Origin of the sequence: Mediterranea massiliensis (genome assembly GCF_900128475.1) — a bacterium.
In the GTDB taxonomy this organism is placed as follows: Bacteria; Bacteroidota; Bacteroidia; order Bacteroidales; family Bacteroidaceae; genus Bacteroides; species Bacteroides massiliensis_E.
Map to the genome: position 1 here is coordinate 84,745 of NZ_LT635832.1, position 18,062 is coordinate 102,806.

The 18,062-nt window shown below is 49.0% G+C and carries 12 protein-coding genes and 2 pseudogenes; 7 read left to right on the forward strand and 7 right to left on the reverse strand.

Annotated elements, in window-relative coordinates; translation table 11 throughout:
• The gene (locus BQ7483_RS00530) at positions 1 to 2,448 is read left to right on the forward strand and encodes a TonB-dependent receptor (protein ID WP_072544451.1); all 2,448 of its coding nucleotides are present in this window, start codon (positions 1 to 3) and stop codon (positions 2,446 to 2,448) included.
• Between the two features lie 5 nt (positions 2,449 to 2,453).
• On the opposite strand, the gene BQ7483_RS00535 is transcribed toward BQ7483_RS00530, so the two are convergent.
• The 4 genes from BQ7483_RS00535 to BQ7483_RS00550 form a co-directional block, all read right to left on the reverse strand.
• Positions 2,454 to 3,458 (reverse strand): hypothetical protein, encoded by a 1,005-nt coding sequence (locus tag BQ7483_RS00535; protein WP_072544452.1) that lies wholly within the window; start codon positions 3,456 to 3,458, stop codon positions 2,454 to 2,456.
• Positions 3,442 to 5,286, reverse strand: a complete 1,845-nt coding sequence (locus BQ7483_RS00540) for a peptidase U32 family protein (RefSeq protein WP_072544453.1) — start codon at positions 5,284 to 5,286, stop codon at positions 3,442 to 3,444. The genes BQ7483_RS00535 and BQ7483_RS00540 overlap by 17 nt, the downstream gene beginning before the upstream one ends.
• Complete coding sequence (gene metA / locus BQ7483_RS00545; RefSeq protein ID WP_072544454.1) at positions 5,283 to 6,200, reverse strand: homoserine O-acetyltransferase MetA; 918 nt, start codon at positions 6,198 to 6,200, stop codon at positions 5,283 to 5,285. The genes BQ7483_RS00540 and metA overlap by 4 nt, the downstream gene beginning before the upstream one ends.
• Positions 6,201 to 6,367: 167 nt before the next feature.
• On the reverse strand, positions 6,368 to 7,585 hold the full coding sequence (locus BQ7483_RS00550) for a transposase (protein WP_072544455.1): 1,218 nt from the start codon (positions 7,583 to 7,585) through the stop codon (positions 6,368 to 6,370).
• Between the two features lie 284 nt (positions 7,586 to 7,869).
• On the opposite strand from BQ7483_RS00550, the gene BQ7483_RS00555 reads away from it, so the two are divergent.
• The 4 genes from BQ7483_RS00555 (at position 7,870) to BQ7483_RS00570 (ending at position 14,002) form a co-directional block, all read left to right on the forward strand.
• Complete coding sequence (locus BQ7483_RS00555) at positions 7,870 to 9,765, forward strand: fimbrillin family protein (RefSeq protein ID WP_072544456.1); 1,896 nt, start codon at positions 7,870 to 7,872, stop codon at positions 9,763 to 9,765.
• A 132-nt stretch (positions 9,766 to 9,897) separates the two neighbouring features.
• Entirely contained in the window at positions 9,898 to 11,061 is a 1,164-nt protein-coding gene (locus BQ7483_RS00560) for an IS4 family transposase (protein ID WP_072544462.1), read from the forward strand.
• 57 nt (positions 11,062 to 11,118) lie between these two features.
• Positions 11,119 to 13,023, forward strand: a complete 1,905-nt coding sequence (locus tag BQ7483_RS00565) for a fimbrillin family protein (RefSeq protein ID WP_204245994.1) — start codon at positions 11,119 to 11,121, stop codon at positions 13,021 to 13,023.
• A 142-nt stretch (positions 13,024 to 13,165) separates the two neighbouring features.
• Complete coding sequence (locus BQ7483_RS00570; protein ID WP_235847277.1) at positions 13,166 to 14,002, forward strand: MBL fold metallo-hydrolase; 837 nt, start codon at positions 13,166 to 13,168, stop codon at positions 14,000 to 14,002.
• 72 nt (positions 14,003 to 14,074) lie between these two features.
• Here BQ7483_RS00570 and BQ7483_RS00575 read toward each other — a convergent pair whose 3' ends face one another.
• From BQ7483_RS00575 to BQ7483_RS00585, 3 genes and pseudogenes are all read right to left on the reverse strand, one after another.
• On the reverse strand, positions 14,075 to 14,245 hold the full coding sequence (locus BQ7483_RS00575) for a DUF362 domain-containing protein (protein WP_021846942.1): 171 nt from the start codon (positions 14,243 to 14,245) through the stop codon (positions 14,075 to 14,077).
• Positions 14,246 to 14,388: 143 nt separating this feature from the next.
• A pseudogene (locus BQ7483_RS00580) lies at positions 14,389 to 15,087 on the reverse strand (DNA polymerase III subunit gamma/tau); the annotation flags it as partial.
• A gap of 5 nt (positions 15,088 to 15,092) precedes the next feature.
• Positions 15,093 to 16,877: pseudogene (locus tag BQ7483_RS00585) on the reverse strand (DNA polymerase III subunit gamma/tau); the annotation flags it as partial.
• A gap of 235 nt (positions 16,878 to 17,112) precedes the next feature.
• Here BQ7483_RS00585 and BQ7483_RS00590 point away from each other — a divergent pair.
• On the forward strand, positions 17,113 to 17,421 hold the full coding sequence (locus BQ7483_RS00590; protein ID WP_022021194.1) for an FtsB family cell division protein: 309 nt from the start codon (positions 17,113 to 17,115) through the stop codon (positions 17,419 to 17,421).
• Positions 17,422 to 17,424: 3 nt separating this feature from the next.
• The gene (locus BQ7483_RS00595) at positions 17,425 to 17,772 is read left to right on the forward strand and encodes a hypothetical protein (protein WP_072544458.1); all 348 of its coding nucleotides are present in this window, start codon (positions 17,425 to 17,427) and stop codon (positions 17,770 to 17,772) included.
• Positions 17,773 to 18,062: the final 290 nt, after the last annotated feature.

Genomic DNA, 18,062 nt, shown 5'->3' on the forward strand with positions numbered 1-18,062 from the left:
ATGAAAAAACCTGTTCTGACCCTTCTTGCGCTGCTCGCTGTTGGAGCAACGCAGGTTGCCCGGGGCGAAGAAGCCCCCAAAGACACCGTCAAGGTGGTGGATATCGAAGAAGTGGTGGTAATCGCCACACCCAAGGAAAACAGCCGTCTGCGCCAGCAGCCCCTTTCGGCCACGTCGCTCTCGCAGGCCGACATGCGGGGTAATGCCGTCCGCTCGGTCAAGAGCCTGTCGTCACTGGTGCCCAACCTCTTTATACCCGACTATGGCTCGAAACTGACAACCTCGGTCTATGTGCGTGGCATCGGCTCGCGCATCAACACGCCGGCCGTGGGCCTCTACGTGGACAATATCCCCTTCATCGACAAGTCGGCCTTCGACTTCAATTACTCCGACATCGAGCGTATCGACGTGATGCGTGGCCCGCAAGGTACACTATACGGACGCAACACGATGGGCGGACTGATACGTGTCTTTACCAAATCGCCTTTCACTTACCAGGGAACGGACCTCACACTGAGTGCCGCCACCTACAACAACTATAAGGCCAGCGTCAGCCACTACCACCGCATCAGCCCGAAGTTTGCCTTCTCCGCCAACTTCTTCTACGAACACAAGGGAGGCTTCTTCAAGAACTCTTACTTGAACGAGCGCGTGGACAAGGACGACGAATTCGGCGGCCGCTTCCGTGCCATCTACCTGCCCAAGGAGAACCTGAAGCTGGATTTCACTCTGAACTATGAATATACCAACCAGGGCGGATACCCGTATGAATATACCGGAGTGACCGAGGGCGAGGAAGACCGTGCCGACTACATCGGCCGCATCGCCTACAACCACAAGAGCGGCTACAGGCGCAACCTGCTGAACGGCGGCCTCAACCTGGAGCATCAGACCGACAACTTCATCCTGAGCAGCGTGACGGGCTTTCAGTTCCTGGACGACCACATGGACCTGGACCAAGACTTCACGGAACAAAACATCTACACCATGATGCAGAAGCAGAATTCCAAGACCGTGAGCGAGGAACTGGTGCTGAAGTCCAAACCCGGCCGCCGCTGGCAGTGGACCACAGGCGCCAGCGCCTTCTACCAGTGGCTCGATACCGACGCGCCCGTCACCTTCCACGAAGACGGCCTGGCATGGCTCAACGCCCTGACCAACGACAACGCCAACAAATACCTGCCCACCATCTCGCAAGGTCCCATGACGATGCAGTTTGTCTTCAGCGACCTCATCGGCGGCAGCACCCTACCCATCGGCGGGGCGTTCAAGACGCCTGTGCTGAACACAGCCCTCTTCCACCAGTCCACCTTCAACGACCTCTTCGGCGCCGAAGGCCTGTCGTTTACCGTCGGCCTGCGCATGGACTACGAACGCCTGAAGCTAGACTATAACACAGGATGCAGCTACACCCACACCTATTCACTAAGCGGCGAGCTGAAACCCATGGGCATGACCATCCCAATGGTCAAGGAAACAACCTTCGAGCAGAACTTGTCCTATCGTGGCAGCCTGACACATGACTACATCCAGCTGCTGCCCAAATTCTCCCTGCAATACGACTTCGACCGCCGTAACAACGTCTATGCCACCGTCTCCAAAGGCTATCGTTCGGGAGGTTACAACATACAGATGTTCAGCGACCTGCTCAAGACCGACATGCGCAGTGCCAACATGAGCGATGTGGCCCAAGCCACCATCCCTGTCATCGAAGGCGTGGGCATGATTGACGACGCTACCAAGCAGCAAATCATCGGCATACTGAACGGCATGGCACAGAAGACCGAGACCAACGTGCAGGAGGCCACGCTCTACCGCCCCGAATACTCGTGGAACTACGAGGTGGGCTCGCACCTGACCCTATGCGACGGCCGCCTTCAGGCCGACCTGGCTGCCTTCTACATGGACACGCGCGACCAGCAGATTTCGCGCTTCGCCGCCAGCGGACTGGGACGCATCACCGTCAACGCCGGAAAGTGTCGCAGTCTGGGTGCCGAAGCCGCCCTGCGTGCCCGTCTGACTGACGCGCTGAGCCTGAGCGGCAGCTACGGATACACCTACGCCACGTTTACCGACTATGTGGTGAGCGACGAGGTGAACTACAATGGCAAGTACGTACCCTTTGTGCCCAAGCACACGTTCAACGTGGGCGGGCAATACGTCTTCGCCATGAAGGCGGGCGTGTGGCTCGACAACATCACCCTCGACGCCCACTACAAGGCTGCAGGCCGCATCTACTGGACGGAGGCAAACAATGCCAGCCAGGCCCTCTACGGTACGCTGAACGGACGGTTGAGTCTCAATAAAGGCAACGGGCAGATTGCCCTGTGGGTGGACAATGCACTGAACAAGCGCTATCAGGCCTTCTGGTTCGAAACCATGAGCCGCGGCTTTGCCCAGATGGGACGTCCCATACAGGTAGGCATCGACCTGCGATGCCGGTTTTAGTGAAGTCATTCGTTCATGGCTCCGCAATGCGGGCACACTCCTTTGTGCATCAGCTTGCCGCCGCAACGCCCGCAACGGTAGCGCGGAGTGTGGACCGAATGCTTCAGCTTTCGGATGAATATCCAGATGAATGCGCCCAGAAAGAAATAGCCTACATAGAGATAGGTGGTCAGGATGAAAAAGAAGTAGCAGAAGATGCATGCTGATGCCAGCCCCAACAGGTAGGATAAGGCAGCCATGGGCGAGAGCTGGCGGAAAAGGTCGTCGAGCACGGCCAGCAGTACAATGACGAACATCCATAACCCCGTCAAAAACAGGGAAAGTACGAAGGGCACCTTGAAAGGTGATAGCGTGGGGTTGTAGTAGAAATGCTCCCATGTCTCGGGCACGAAGACCTGCATCGATTCATAAACCGTTGCACAGAAGGCCATCAGCAGGCATAGGGCCAGCGGATACAGGCTGTCGATGTCGTTGAAGTACACCAGTTGGAGCTGCTTGCGGTGGAAGGCCCGTACCAGCCAGACGGCTACGAAGATGGCAAAGACGACGATGAAGTACGAAGCATGGGTATCGCTGAACACGTAGATGGCTTGCGAAATACTGTCCGTAGGCACGAAGGCACGCTTCAGGTCGGCTTCGCGCAGCCAGCCCTGTACATCCTGTGAGTGGGCCAGCTTCACCCAGATGGAATCGACAGAATCGGTAGGATGGACAGCAAATTCGGCAACCACTACGCGGTCGCCCTTGTGCAGCATATAATAGGCATCTTTTACGGGCAACAGTTCGAGGGGTACGGAATCGGCCCGCACTTCCAGATTGGCGTCCCATGTGTAGTGGCGCTCGTACAGGTAAGTCAGCGAGTCGCGTACCCGCTGCTCCAAGTTTTCATCTTCCAGATTGGGGCGTGGGTAGTGGCAAGAGGAGAGGGAGATAATGAGCATGAGGATGATTGCCCCACACAAATCTGCTTTTAATCCTGTATTCCGTATATCCTTATGATTCGTTCCCATATACTTTCATTTGACAATTTTTGCAATCAAACTCCAGCCGGAAGCGGCGTCCGTCATTCCCCAACAGGTAGTAGGGCTCCCGATAGGGGGAGCGGCCTTTCTGATGGACAGGGCACCAGCCCATGCTATAGCGCAGGCAATGGCGGCAGAACATCAGCACCGCTTTGGAGGGTGATTCCTTTTCGTAGGCGGGTGCGATGCTCTTTACCCCATGATCGAGATAGAAGCGGCGTGCCTGATCGTTCATCACATTGCCCAGATAGGTCAGTGTCTGGACGGGGTAGTTATGATGTGTCGGTTTCCATACGGCCAGTTCACGACGGTAATTGATACGGCGTGCGGCAGTCAGACGGTCCACCACTTGCCTGCGCCATTCCGTCACGACCGACGAAGGTATGAACCAGTTCCCCGTCAAGTTGATTTCGGCAGGTTCTGCCAGTTCGTAGGGAGTGTTTCCCAGTTTGCCCAGCTGTGTACGGAGATTTTCGGCCTGTGGTGTACGGGCCTGTTCTTTGGTGTGGTCGAGGGCCAGCGTAACGCGGTGGCCATCCTCATCGTTCGCTGACAGCGAAAAGCCGAAAGCGTTTTCCTCCAGTGTCAAGTGGATACCTATCTTCCGTTCGGCCGACTTGTGTGCCAGGGAGCGTTCGAACTCCTGGTCCTGATTGCGGAAGAGTGGTGTGCGTGGTTTAATGCGAGGCACGTTGCCTGCCGGAAAGAGCTTGTTGCCCTCTACGCGATTGATACGAAATCCTTGCAGACGTCCTTGTTCGTCAAGGTAGCAGACGCCGTCGCCATTGTGGAAAGGTTTGACTCCTGCTACGCTCAGCCATCCTCCACGCTGCTCCTTCAGGGTGCCCATGGCTTCGCCCAGCGACTTGGGCGTGTCGAACGAGGCGATGTTCTCTCCTCTTCCTTCCAGAAAAAAATGTGTGAATCCACGGCTGAAACTTTTCTCGGGCTGAGGCTGGAAGTCGAACCGACAGGTTCCTGATGAGGCGCGGATATATTCACTCCTTCGCTTCAGAATTGTGTCGAGGCGCTGGCGATAGGCGGCCGTTACATTTTTTACATAGGCTACGTCCTTCAGTCTTCCTTCTATCTTCAGCGAGGTGGCTCCTGCGTCCAGCAGCTGCTCCAGCATGTCCAGGCGGTTCATGTCCTTTAGCGAGAGCAAGTGCTTGTCTTTGACTACCACTTGTCCGTCGGCATCTACCAACGAGAACGGAAGACGGCAAAATTGTGCACACTCCCCTCGGTTGGCACTGCGTCCGAAGCAGGCTTGGCTGGCGTAACATTGGCCACTATAGCTCACACACAAGGCTCCGTGCACAAATACCTCGAGCGGCGTGTCGGGGCAAGCCTTGTGGATGGCAGCTATTTCATTCAGAGAAAGTTCTCGGGCCAAAACTACTTGTCGGAAGCCCGCTTCTGTCAGAAAGCGCACCTTTTCAACCGTGCGGTTGTCCATCTGGGTGCTGGCATGTAGCGGAATGGGAGGCAGATTCAGTCGTGTCAGGCCCATGTCCTGTACGATAAGCGCATCTATACCTTTTTGATACAGTTCCCAGATCATAGCCTCTGTCTCTTTCAGCTCTTCGTCCTTCAGAATGGTGTTTACTGTCACGTAGATGCGCACTCCGTAGAGGTGTGCATAGTCCGTCAGCCGTTCGATGTCCTCCATCGAGTTGGTGGCAGCTGCTCTGGCTCCGAATTTGGGTGCACCGATGTATACCGCATCGGCTCCATGGTTTATGGCTTCGATGCCACACTCCAAGTTGCGTGCCGGAGCCAGCAACTCTATTTTTCTGGATTCCTTCTTCATCATTCAATCTCGTTGATGTTGTATGGTGTTTCCTGATAGACAAAATAGTTCAGCCAGTTGGAAAAGAACAAGTTGGCATGTCCTCTCCATCGTACGACTACTCCCTTTTGGGGATCGTTGTCCTTATAGTAATTCTTTGGCATGTCAATCGGCAGTCCTTTGCTTAAGTCTCGCCGGTACTCCGTGTCCAGTGTCAAAGGCGAGTATTCTGAGTGACCTGTCACGAAGAATTCTCGTCCTCCGCGTGCCATGACCATGTAGACTCCTGCTTCGTCCGACTCGGACAGCAGTGTCAGATCCTTCACCTTTAAAATATCCTCCCGCTTCACTTCCGTATGGCGGCTATGTGGTACGTAGAACACATCATCGAACCCTCGAAAAATGGGGTGCAGCGGTTGTAGGGGGCGGTGTTCGAAGATGCCGAACATTTTTTTCTCCAACGGATATTTGGGTATGCCGTAATGGTGATAAAGTCCCGCTTGCGCTGCCCAGCAGATGTATAGAGTGGACGTCACGTGTGTCCGTGCCCAGTCGAATATTTCTTGTATTTCACTCCAGTAGGTTACCTCCTCGAACTCCATTTGTTCCACGGGCGCTCCTGTGATAATCATTCCGTCATACTTCTCGCTTTTCATACGTTCAAAGTCCGTATAAAATGCCTTCATGTGTTCAATGGGTGTATTTTTGGACGTATGGCTTTTTATCTTCATGAAAGATATTTCCAACTGGAGGGGGGTGTTGGATAGCAGCCTGATCAAATCTGTTTCTGTGGTTATTTTCAGGGGCATCAGATTGAGAATGACTATTTTCAGGGGGCGGATATCCTGACGCGTAGCTCGTGAGTTGTCTATGACGAATATATTTTCCCGCTTCAACAATTCGATGGCGGGCAGTTTGTCGGGGAGGTTAAGTGGCATGGTTTATTCGTATTTATATTTATTGGGTCAAAGATAGTGTAAATCAAGGGAAATACAAAGTTGAATACAAAGTTTTCATTTTTCAGTATATTGCATAGGAACAAATTTATTTTGAGAAAAAATGTTTTTTTATTTTGTTACAATAGTTCGTTAACCATTAGCCTAGCCTAAGCGGCTTTGGCAGTAAATAAAATGAGTTCTTTGAAAAGTCTGTCAATTAAATGCGTGTCTGGTTCAATCCCAGACACGTGAATAAATCGTTCAAGCATGTAAGCATTGTGTATGACTGACTTGCATGATGATATGGAATATTTTATTCCCATCCTCTTACAGGCAGCCTTGGCAAGGTTTATCGCTGCAAGTGATGCATTAAAGTGAAATGCCAGTTTCCTGAAGTCTGTAGACTGACAGTTTGTTATTCCGGCATATTGCTTGGCATCACGAAAGCAAAATTCGAGTTGGAAACGTGTCCTGTAAAAGTCCAGAACATCCTGTGCGTTCTGTGTTTCGTCCGTAGAGAAATACAGCTGCCATTTGTCCGTTCTTCCATCCATAGGATACCATACAGCCAGGCTCACAAAGCGTTTGAGCGCTTTGGAGTATGCTTTCAGTCCGTAAAGTTTACCCTTGTTCACTTTGTACTCGGTACATCTTGTGATGTCCAGATTTTCAAAGTCAATTTTCTCGTCATGTAATTTTGGACGTCCGCGTTTTCCTGTCCTATTTTCTAAGGTGGGATAAAACAATACGGCATCATTCCTGAAACGGCTTATTACGTGGAAACCGTTATCGTACAATGGTTTGATGAAAGTTGCCTTTGAAAAGAACGCATCACATACGACTGTGCCAGAAATACGTTTCAGCTGTTCCTGTATGCTGATAAGGTAAGAGCTGTACCAGTCAACAAGATTCTTCTCACAGCTTTCCAGCGTTGCGTTGTCAGGTGTCTGTACAGAACCCAAAGTCATACATTCATGGTTGTCAACGTCTATAACTCCAATACCGGTTATTTCCAGTCCGCGTTTGTATTCACCGGCACAACCGGACCAGAAATAGCCAATCCATGGCGTTTTGCTGCCTGATTTTGGAATGAAAGACGGATCAACGGCTATCGCCTTACGACCACCTTTAAGGTGTTCTCTAATGATGGCTTCATTGAAGGAAAACCAGTCAAAGCCATCATTCTCAAAATTGTTTCGGTATGTCTGTTCTGAGAAACATCCATATCGTCCCATTTGTAGGAAATTGATGCGGTCAGGTATGGCCATGAACAATTTTATTGCATCCATGAATACTTTCTGGAAAGATTTGCTTATATTTACAACTGATTCGAGAGCATTCCTGCACTCGGATTGGTATTGCATAAGGAGTGATTCTTTGGTCATAATTAAAAGTGGTGAGATACTTCTAATTTACTAATAATCAACAAATTATGCAATACTTTCATGCTTTATTTTCAGCTATTTATCATATATTTTTCATCACTTTTCTTACCCCTTAACGATTCATTCTTGACAGTATTTCAATGATCTCTTTAATAATATTGAACTGGCTAACACCGATTCTATTATTTAATTAAATTTATCGGTAAAAATTTACCGAAGTATTGTTTGTTAATAACAAAACTTTTATAATTTTGCGCACAAAATTTTAATAATTTTCTAATATTATGAAAGCACAGTTGATGAAAATGCTGACAGTATTCGTCATGAGCTTCTGCCTGTTTTGGGGTGGATCTTGTTCTGGAGAAAACAATGTAATCAATGAAAAGTCGGAACTGATTCCTATTACTTTTTCGGGAACGCTCCTTTCGCAAACTAAAGTAACTGCGACGTCTTTCGAAACAGGAGATGTGGTTGGCTTGTATGCAACTTTATCGCCGGGAACACTCAAAGAAAAAAGATATATCGATAATTTGAAACTGACGTTTGGTAGTGGAAGCATCTTTACTCCTGCCAAAACTGTATTTTATCCTGAAGGAGAGGCAACATTGGACTTTGTGTGTTACCATCCTTATCATGAGCACGGAGTAGATGAAGGGAACGATATATTGCATGTGGAGGTGCAGACAGATCAGCGTACGGAGGAAAATCTTTCAAAGAGTGATTTCTTGCTGGCTAAAAAGGTTGATGTGGAAAGCAGCATGGAAGCGGTAGAGCTGAACTTTGCACATAAATTCTCTAAACTGAAAATAGCTTTGGTGCCTGGTGAGGGTGAAGACTTGGAAGGCATTTTGGCCGATGCTCCACAGGTTGTGTTGACTGGTATCTATACGCAGGCCGATTATCATTTGGCTGATGAGAATATGGACGGCTTGAAGACGGCAACTGACATTTTGCCTTATGGTTCATGGAGTATCGAAGGTGAAAAACTGGTAGGAAAGGAGGCTATAATTCTTCCGCAAGAATTGACTGCTGAAGGGCAGAGCATCTTGTTGGAGTGGAATGGCAGGATACATACCTACAGTATGCCGACAGTGAGTATGGAAGCGGGGATGCAATGCGAAATCGTTGTGACGGCAACACAAAGTGGAAATGAAACGTTGACAGGAATTGCAGGGACGATAACAGACTGGACTGAAACGGAAGGAGGAGCGACAGATAATATGGCAGACAATGTTGCTATCCATACGGCAGCCTTGTCTTTTGGAATATCAGACGTGTATCGTGTATATTGTGAAGGACGTCCTGTGGTGGATATTTGTCGGGAGTATTTAAAGTCGGAAGCCTTGACATCTCGGGCAATTGTGGCCTATCCATTGGTAGATGAAACCGAATTGCCCGATTTGACAAGTGGAATAGTACTTCAATTGTTGGATACGGAAAATGTGCTTTGTGGAGGTATCCTTCGATGGGATGTGGAAGCAAATAGCTTTACGTATGAGCCGGGCGACAAATCTGTGGTAGAACAGTTCTATGTAAAAGGTGACGGAACTTTGGATTTGGTCTCGGCAGAAGAGGCTGTGGTTTGTAATATTGCCGCTCTGACAATACGCGATGTGCGGGAGAAAGTCATGCAGACGTATCCTGTCGTTAAAGTTGGTACCCAATATTGGATGAAGGAAGATCTTCGGGCTACCACTTACCGCGATGGCACCCCTCTTGCTTTATTAGAAGATTTGGGTGTTGGAGCAGGATATTTTAAACCGGCCGATTACGATTGTTTCTTTTATAATGGTGAGGCAGTATTGGCTGGAGAACTGAGTCCTGAAGGCTGGACGTTGCCTACAGTACAGGATTGGGAAACGTTAAAGGGTTATGTTGGTGATGATGCCGCATTATTGAAAGCAGGAGAATGGGGGCTTGCCGTAGGTGAAATGGGAGAAGTGCAGTCGGGTAACAATTTGACAGGTTTCAGTGTGTATGCCAACGGGACCTGGTTGGATGGAAAGCATAACAACGATGGAAACCTGAACGGCTATTGGAGTATGGAGAACGGCGGAGATGGCATTGCGGAGAAAATCATATTCTTTACGGGTGGGAGCAGTGGCTTTTATATGTCTGATGCTAAGATGAAGGGGAAGGACTATTATAAGGCGCTGTCCATTCGTTGTATTAAGAAATAGTTTTTATCACTACTGTCCCGTAAAAGTGGATAAATAGTTCTTTGAAATTATTGAAATATAGTCAATTACACGGTCTTTTGAAATGAAACGGACTTGATTTTGCAACTTTGCAGTCTAATACAAATGGCTGCTATGTTCCAAGACAAATACGTATTCTCTCAATTAACCGCTTTTCTGAACAGGACTCAGTTCAACAACTATGTTCGCAAGTATGATGGCAACAGATATGTGAAACATTTCACTTGCTGGAATCAGATGCTCGCGATGATGTTTGGACAACTGAGTAACCGTGAGAGCCTGCGAGACTTAATCGTTGCTTTCGAGGCGCATAGGGCCAAGCAATATCATCTTGGTTTAGGTCGTGAACCGATAGCCAAGACAACTCTTGCGACAGCGAACCAGAACCGTGATTACAGAATCTTCGAAGATTTTGCATTCTATATGATGAAGGAAGCCTGCGAGAAGCGGACGACCAACATCCTTGACATTTCCGGAAAGAAATATGCGTTTGATTCAACAACGATTCCGTTGTGTCTTGCAACATTCCCATGGGCAAAGTTCCGAAGCAAGAAAGGAGGGGTGAAAGCTCATGTCTTATACGACATTGAAGCACAATTTCCTGCCTTCTATACTGTAACCACTGCATCAAAGCACGATTCCACAGCAATGTCTTCAATCCATTATGAATCAAATGCTTATTATATATTTGACAGGGCTTATGACTCCTTTAAAGAACTCTATAGGATACATCTTACAGACTCTTTCTTTGTTGTCAGAGCCAAGACGAACTTAAAGTATAAGACAGTCAAATGGAAGCGAAGAATGCCAAAGAACATAATGACAGATGCGGAAGTGAAACTGACCGGATATCTCTCCGAGAAAAAATATCCTGAGTCATTCAGACTCGTCCGATATTACGACGAAGAGGATGACCGTGAGTTCACTTTCTTGACGAATGCAAAACAACTTTCTGCACTGGATGTCGCCAATCTTTATAAGAAAAGATGGTTAATCGAGCTGTTCTTCAAATGGCTCAAGCAGCATCTCAAGATAAAGAAATTCTGGGGCACAACAGAGAACGCTGTTCGCATACAAATCAGTGTGGCTATTATCACGTACTGTCTTGTGGCTATTGTCCAACATGATATGAAGTTGAAACGTTCAACCTATGAAGTTTTGCAAATTCTCAGTATATCATTGACTGACAAAACCCACTTGCGTGACCTGTTCGACAAGACTAATTTCAATGATGTCAAAGATCTAAATGATCCCCTGATTCCGGGGCTTTTTGATTAATTGTTTAACTCGTCCCATTTTAACGGGACACTAATGAGTTTTTATAAGAAAAAGTTTATGAAGTTTTTTTTGAATTATGGAAGTCGTCTACTGATAGGATGGTGGACGGCTATGTCAATATTGACTTCTTGTGTCAATCAGATTGTCGAGGAAGTGGAGGTAGGCACAGTTCCTATCAACTTTTCTGTACAGGTGCAGAAAGCTGGTACCAAGGTAACAGGCACGGCTTTTGACAGTGGTGATGAAACTGGCCTTTTTGCCATGCTTAGTTCGGTTGATATAACAGGGCAGCGTTATATTGATAATCTGAGATTGGTGTGCGATGGGACCGATGCGTTGATACCCGAACGGGAAATCTTCTACCCGGAAGGGGAAAGCTCATTGGATATGTTCAGTTACTATCCTTATCAATCTTCAGGTGTGGAAACAGGTAAAAGTCAGATGGTTGTCTCGGTAAAGGCTGATCAGAGTAGTGGAAATAAGTTTTCTCTTTCAGATTTTCTGGTAGCAGAGGCACCTCAAGTGAAAAGCAGTCCGGATCCGGTAGAATTGACATTTCAGCATAAATTCTGTAAGATAGAGTTGATGCTGGTACCATCGGAAGATGAGGATATAGACGACTTGCTGGAGGCAGATCCCAGAATTATCGCCAGCGGATTCTATACGACAGCTACATACGATTTCTTGAAGGGTACTTTCGAGCAGTTGTCTGATCCGGCCGACATAATACCTTATGGCGAATGGAAGAAAGAAGATGGTTACCTGACGGGGAAGGAATTTATCGTGGTGCCCCAAGGTCAGCCGGATGGCAGTCAGCTATTTACGATGGAATGGAATGGGAAAGTGTATGTCTGCCCGATGCCTGATGTTGACATGCAGAGTGATGTGGTTTGTAAAATTAGTATCAATGCCTTTCAGTCGACCAGCCATACATTGAGCGGGGCGGTGAGCAGCATTAAAGAATGGGGCGCTGTTGAAAAGGGAGAGAGTGACACGCAGGTAGCGCTTTCGTCCGTAAAGACAGCGGCACTTTCGTTCAAGCCTTCCAAAGTTTACAGAGTGTATTTGAATAGTACGGCTGTAGCTGAAGTCTGTAAGGAATACTTGCTATCGGAGGAATATGGACTGGATACGCAGGCCTTGGTTGCTTATCCCGTGGACAACGAACAGGCAGACTTGACAAAAGGCATTGTATTGCAATTGCTGAATACTGACCAGACATTGCATGGAGGAAGTATCCGATGGGACGAAGGCGGAAATACGTTTATTTACACTCCTGGGGAGAAGAAACCAGTGACGGAATTCTATATTGACAGCAGTGGCAATCTCTGTTTGGAGAAGCCGAAAAATGCTGTAAACATCAACATTAGTAGTTATACTTTAAGAGATATACGTGGAGGAGAATTACAAACATATCCGATAGTAAAGGTGGGTTCACAATATTGGTTGGGAGAAGATTTGCGCGCCAGGCAATATACGCAGGCAGACAAGGCATTGGAACAGGTCTCCCGGTTGGGTGAGCCGGGTTATCTGATATCCAGAAGTTGTTATTTTTACACGGGCGAAGCATTATTGGCGGGTGAAATTGCACCTTACGGCTGGCGGATACCGACCCGACAGGATTGGGACCAGCTCATGGATTATGTGGGTCAGGATATGTCACGTCTGAAGGGAGGAACATGGAAAGGCTTTGATACTTCGGATACGGTCTATCCGGCTACTGATGAAACGGGCTTGGCGATTTTGCCCAACGGATTATATATTTTCAATGGAGAAGGCAAAACGACTCACTATAATTGGCAGACTACAGCTGCGTATTGGGTAGGAGGAAATGCCCCATGTACGTTAACCGACGAATCTATTATGTTGATGGGAAATAGTAATGAAGTCAATGTGGGCGGCAATCATCCTAAGGGTGAAGAATGTTATGCGGGATTGTCCATTCGCTGTATTAAGGAATGAAAGTATGCATTACGCGTTTGTAGGGAATTCTGCGAGGTAGATGACTGGCGCATTGAGAAAATTCCGTTATCTTTGCTCTTGATAACTGGATTTGTCGCTTTGCGGCGATAAGTCTTAAATGCGGATTCTTATGAAAAAAGGTATGTATTTGTTAGCCGGCGTACTGGCTGTTTCTCTGCTGGGAGCTTGTGGTCCTGTGCAGAAGAAGGCATCGGGCGGAGAAGAAGGACAGGTTGTTTTTGCCTGCATGGATAGCACCACGATGGAACGTGGTGGAGTCAAACTGACGTGGATTAAGGACAATGCCAAGGAACGTCTGATGCCCTTGAGCCTTTTTGGCGATGTGCCCAAAGCGTTGATTGATAGTCTGGGTATAGCCGGCGGCATTCCGTCGTCGATCAGCTGCTTCTTGATGGAGGCCGATGGAAAATATATTTTGTTTGATACCGGCAATGGAGCCTCCGACAGTCGTCTGATGGATGGGTTGGCATCAGTGGGTGTTTCACCATCTGACATTGATTATCTGTATCTGACTCACTTTCATGGAGACCACATCGGGGGGATGATGAAAGGAGACAGTGTGGTGTTTCCCCAAGCCGAGGTATATGCTGCGCGTCAGGAGTACGAGGGTTGGATGCAGATGCCCGATGAACAGAAGGCGCAGGTGGTTCGTACAATGGAAGCCTATAAAGACCGCCTGCACTTGTTTGAATATGGCGATACGTTGCCCGCACGGGTCGTAGCTTTGAATGCTGAGGGGCATACGCCTGGCCATACGGCCTATCAGGCTGGAGGATTTCTCATTGCAGGCGACTTGATGCATGGGGCCGCCCTTCAGCTGGTGCGTCCCGATATCTGTGCTTCTTACGATATGGATCCGCAGAAGGCGGTTCGTTCCCGCAAATATTATTTGGAGTATGTGCGTGAACATCACCTGCTACTGGCGGGCATGCACCAGCCTGCCAAAGGATTGAAGTAAGTGGAGGCTTATGATAAAATAAAAAGGGATGTACCGAAGTACATCCCTTTATTTTTTCTGAATAGGATTGTATTATGCTCCCGGGTGAATTGCTTCAGAAGGACAAACATCTGCGCAAGTACCGCACTCTGTGCAAGCTTCGGGGTCGATAGAATACTTGTCACCTTCAGAGATAGCGCCTACCGGACACTCATCGATGCAAGTGCCGCAAGCAATACAATCGTCACTAATTACGTAAGCCATTTTCGTTAGATTTTAAATTATTATTAGTACTAATTACAGGTGGCAAAAATAATGCTTTTCCACATTGGTTGTTGCCTTTGAATAGTTTTTTTGTTCTAATTTGTTTGCTTTCTAAATAAGAGAGGCTTTCAAGGGGTTGAATATTAATACAATTCAAGCCCCAAGACATCTTTCAGCTTCAGTAAGGCTTCGTTCTTTTGTGCCATCATTTGGAACTTCTCCACCCGTCCGTAGGCATGGGGCTTTTCGTCGGGAGCGCTGATGCGTACGGTCATGGTCACCTTCCTGTTTTTTAGACGCGTGCGCAGATAGTTCTGTATGGACGGAACCAGAGCGTTGAAGTCTTTGGCGATAAGATCGTTGTCTACGGTCACTTCAAAAGTGGTGTCGTTCAGCAGGGTAGGATGCATGTGGCGCATGCGTTTGGCAATGGCTACCTGTTCGTTGGGCAGTTGTCCGGCATATTCCTGCCAGTAGTAATTGACATCACGCTCGTTGAAGATGTAGTCTTCCTCAGGTTGCTGGGGAGCGGGAGTTGGCGTGGTCGCAGTAACAGCTACCTTTTCGGTGGAGGAGGCTGATGTTTGCGGATGTTGTTTGATGGACACTCCCAATCTGCCCATTTTCATGACGGGAATCTTTTTTTCTTCCTTTTCCTTGGCCAACAGGCTGGCGGCGACGGACGGCGGCGTCTGCTGGCGGGGAGGCTGCTGGACGGTCGTTGTCGGCTGGGCAGTTGGGGGGGGCTGTGCCTGCGGGGCGGGGGTCGGAGCCTGTTGAGGCTGCTGGGGAGGGGCTGTCTGCTGGGTGAATATGGGGTTGATAACTTGTTTAGGGCTACGCCNAGCTTCAGTAAGGCTTCGTTCTTTTGTGCCATCATTTGGAACTTCTCCACCCGTCCGTAGGCATGGGGCTTTTCGTCGGGAGCGCTGATGCGTACGGTCATGGTCACCTTCCTGTTTTTTAGACGCGTGCGCAGATAGTTCTGTATGGACGGAACCAGAGCGTTGAAGTCTTTGGCGATAAGATCGTTGTCTACGGTCACTTCAAAAGTGGTGTCGTTCAGCAGGGTAGGATGCATGTGGCGCATGCGTTTGGCAATGGCTACCTGTTCGTTGGGCAGTTGTCCGGCATATTCCTGCCAGTAGTAATTGACATCACGCTCGTTGAAGATGTAGTCTTCCTCAGGTTGCTGGGGAGCGGGAGTTGGCGTGGTCGCAGTAACAGCTACCTTTTCGGTGGAGGAGGCTGATGTTTGCGGATGTTGTTTGATGGACACTCCCAATCTGCCCATTTTCATGACGGGAATCTTTTTTTCTTCCTTTTCCTTGGCCAACAGGCTGGCGGCGACGGACGGCGGCGTCTGCTGGCGGGGAGGCTGCTGGACGGTCGTTGTCGGCTGGGCAGTTGGGGTGGGCTGTGCCTGCGGTGCGGGTGTCGGAGCCTGTTGAGGCTGCTGGGTAGGAGCTGTCTGCTGGTTGAATATGGGTTTGATAACTTGTTTAGGGCTACGCCCTCCACTGATGGCTTCTTCCTCGCCCGACGTGATTTGTGCCAGCTGTATCAGCGTCAGTTCTATCAGGAGGCGTTTGTTTTTGCTTGTGCGGTAGTTCAGGTCGCAATCGTTGCATAGCTTCATGGCACGGTAGAGGAAGGGCAGGGGGCACTTTTGTGCCTGTGCCTGGTAGCGGTCGCGGATGCTGGCGCCCACCTGAAGCAGGGGGAGGGTAGAAGCATCCTTGCTGACGAGCAGGTCGCGGAAGTGGGACGACAGGCCGGTGATGAAGTGATTGCCGTCGAAGCCTTTGTTCAGCACTTCGTTGAATAGCAGCAGGGAGTCGGGCACTTTGTTTTCCAGAAAGTAGTCGGTCAGGCGGAAATAATATTCATAGTCGAGTACGTTCAGATTCTCGATGGCGTTCTGATAGGTGATGTTCCCACCTGTGAAGCTGACCACCTGGTCGAAGATGGAGAGGGCGTCGCGCATGCCGCCGTCGGCTTTCATGGCGATGATGTTCAAGGCTTCAGGTTCGGCCGTCACGCCTTCCTTGGAAGCTACGTAGGCCAGATGGGCCACCGTGTCTTCTACACTGATTCGGTTGAAATCGTAAATCTGGCAACGCGACAGGATGGTGGGGAGAATTTTGTGCTTCTCCGTAGTGGCCAGGATGAAGATGGCATGGCGTGGCGGCTCTTCAAGCGTCTTGAGGAAGGCGTTGAAGGCCGAGGTGGAGAGCATGTGTACCTCGTCGATGATGTAGACTTTGTATTTTCCTATCTGGGGCGGGATGCGGACCTGCTCGACCAGCTGGCGGATGTCGTCCACCGAGTTGTTCGACGCGGCGTCCAGCTCGTGTATGTTGTACGAACGCTGTTCGTTGAAGGCCTTGCACGACTCACATTCGTTGCAGGCCTCACCGTCGGCAGTGGGGTGCATGCAGTTGATGGTCTTGGCAAAGATGCGGGCACAGGTCGTTTTCCCGACTCCTCGCGGGCCGCAAAACAGATAGGCGTGGGCCAGTTTGCCGGTGGCGATGGCGTTTTTCAGAGTAGTGGTCAGGGCGCGTTGGCCGACGACCGATTCAAACGTCGTCGGGCGGTATTTTCGGGCCGATACAATATAGTTCTCCATTTCTTGTCTGCGTTACATGATGTGCAAAGATAGTGCAAACCGAGTGAAGTTCAAAGCGAAAACTCTGTTTTCGGCTTTAACTTCCGAGGTGCCGCCTGCTTTTATGAAAAGATAGTGCAAGCCGAGTGAAGTATAAACATGAAAACTTTGTTTTCATGTTTTTCTTTTCAGTTATTCGTCTTATCTTTGTGCCACAAAGTTTTTTTGGTTCAATCATAAACGAATAAACACAGAGATGGGCAGATTGGTTTCACTTTGGCTTTTCATCCGGCGGCACAAGTATCTGATTACGGTCGGAGTGTTTGGCTTCATCATCGTTTTTCTGGACGAAAACAGCATCATTCGTCGCATGAAGTATGCGCACGAGGAGCAGGTGCTGCGCAGCGAGATAGAAAGATACCGGCAGGAGTATGAACGCAGTACGGAGCGGCTGGGCGAATTGGCGGTCGATTCGGGGGCTATCGAGCAGGTGGCGCGCGAAAGGTATCTGATGAAGAAACCGAACGAAGATATTTATGTGTTTGACGATAAAGTGGGAGATTGAGTGATGAAGCAATTGATGCAAGCCTTTATGGTAGTGGGCGCTGTGATGGTGCTTACGGGTGCGGCCGTTTACATAACAGGTTGGACGCTGGCGCCCTATGTCTATACGATTGGGGCGGCCTTGTTTGCCGTGGCGCAGATCAATACGCCTGCGCGGGCGCAGAGCATGGCTATCCGGCGGTTGCGACGCCAGCAGATTTTTGGGGCAATCATTCTGGTGCTCACAGGGGCCTTTATGCTCTTTACGCATGGCAATGAGTGGATTGTCAGTCTGACCATTGCGGCGATTCTCGAGCTTTATACTTCCATCCGTATTCCACAAGAAGAAGCAAAGGAGCTGGACGAACATTGATTCGCCCATTATTTTCCCTTTTTGAGGTGTGCACATTCTTTTTCCGCCTCGTGCACATCCTCTTTCCGTCTTGTGCACATCTTCCCTTTTGTTTTCGCACATTCTTTTCCCTTCGTTTGTGTTCGGTAATGCATCTTTTTCCCCTCTTCAAATCATTGCTTTCCGGACGGGAAGTCGCCGTTTTCTTATCCGAAACTGTAATTGTAATTGTCATGCGCGCGCGATGCGCCCGCGTGAAATATTATAATGTGTGCCTTCTTTTTCCTGCCTCCACAAGCATGGGAAAATTA

What these genes read in the sequence shown, in the direction of transcription:
- BQ7483_RS00530 (WP_072544451.1), top strand. Translation starts at nt 1, where the DNA reads ATGAAAAAACCTGTTCTGACCCTTCTTGCGCTGCTCGCTGTTGGAGCA.
- BQ7483_RS00535 (WP_072544452.1), bottom strand. Translation starts at nt 3,458, where the DNA reads ATGGGAACGAATCATAAGGATATACGGAATACAGGATTAAAAGCAGAT.
- BQ7483_RS00540 (WP_072544453.1), bottom strand. Translation starts at nt 5,286, where the DNA reads ATGATGAAGAAGGAATCCAGAAAAATAGAGTTGCTGGCTCCGGCACGC.
- metA (WP_072544454.1), bottom strand. Translation starts at nt 6,200, where the DNA reads ATGCCACTTAACCTCCCCGACAAACTGCCCGCCATCGAATTGTTGAAG.
- BQ7483_RS00550 (WP_072544455.1), bottom strand. Translation starts at nt 7,585, where the DNA reads ATGACCAAAGAATCACTCCTTATGCAATACCAATCCGAGTGCAGGAAT.
- BQ7483_RS00555 (WP_072544456.1), top strand. Translation starts at nt 7,870, where the DNA reads ATGAAAGCACAGTTGATGAAAATGCTGACAGTATTCGTCATGAGCTTC.
- BQ7483_RS00560 (WP_072544462.1), top strand. Translation starts at nt 9,898, where the DNA reads ATGTTCCAAGACAAATACGTATTCTCTCAATTAACCGCTTTTCTGAAC.
- BQ7483_RS00565 (WP_204245994.1), top strand. Translation starts at nt 11,119, where the DNA reads ATGAAGTTTTTTTTGAATTATGGAAGTCGTCTACTGATAGGATGGTGG.
- BQ7483_RS00570 (WP_235847277.1), top strand. Translation starts at nt 13,166, where the DNA reads ATGTATTTGTTAGCCGGCGTACTGGCTGTTTCTCTGCTGGGAGCTTGT.
- BQ7483_RS00575 (WP_021846942.1), bottom strand. Translation starts at nt 14,245, where the DNA reads ATGGCTTACGTAATTAGTGACGATTGTATTGCTTGCGGCACTTGCATC.
- BQ7483_RS00590 (WP_022021194.1), top strand. Translation starts at nt 17,113, where the DNA reads ATGGGCAGATTGGTTTCACTTTGGCTTTTCATCCGGCGGCACAAGTAT.
- BQ7483_RS00595 (WP_072544458.1), top strand. Translation starts at nt 17,425, where the DNA reads ATGAAGCAATTGATGCAAGCCTTTATGGTAGTGGGCGCTGTGATGGTG.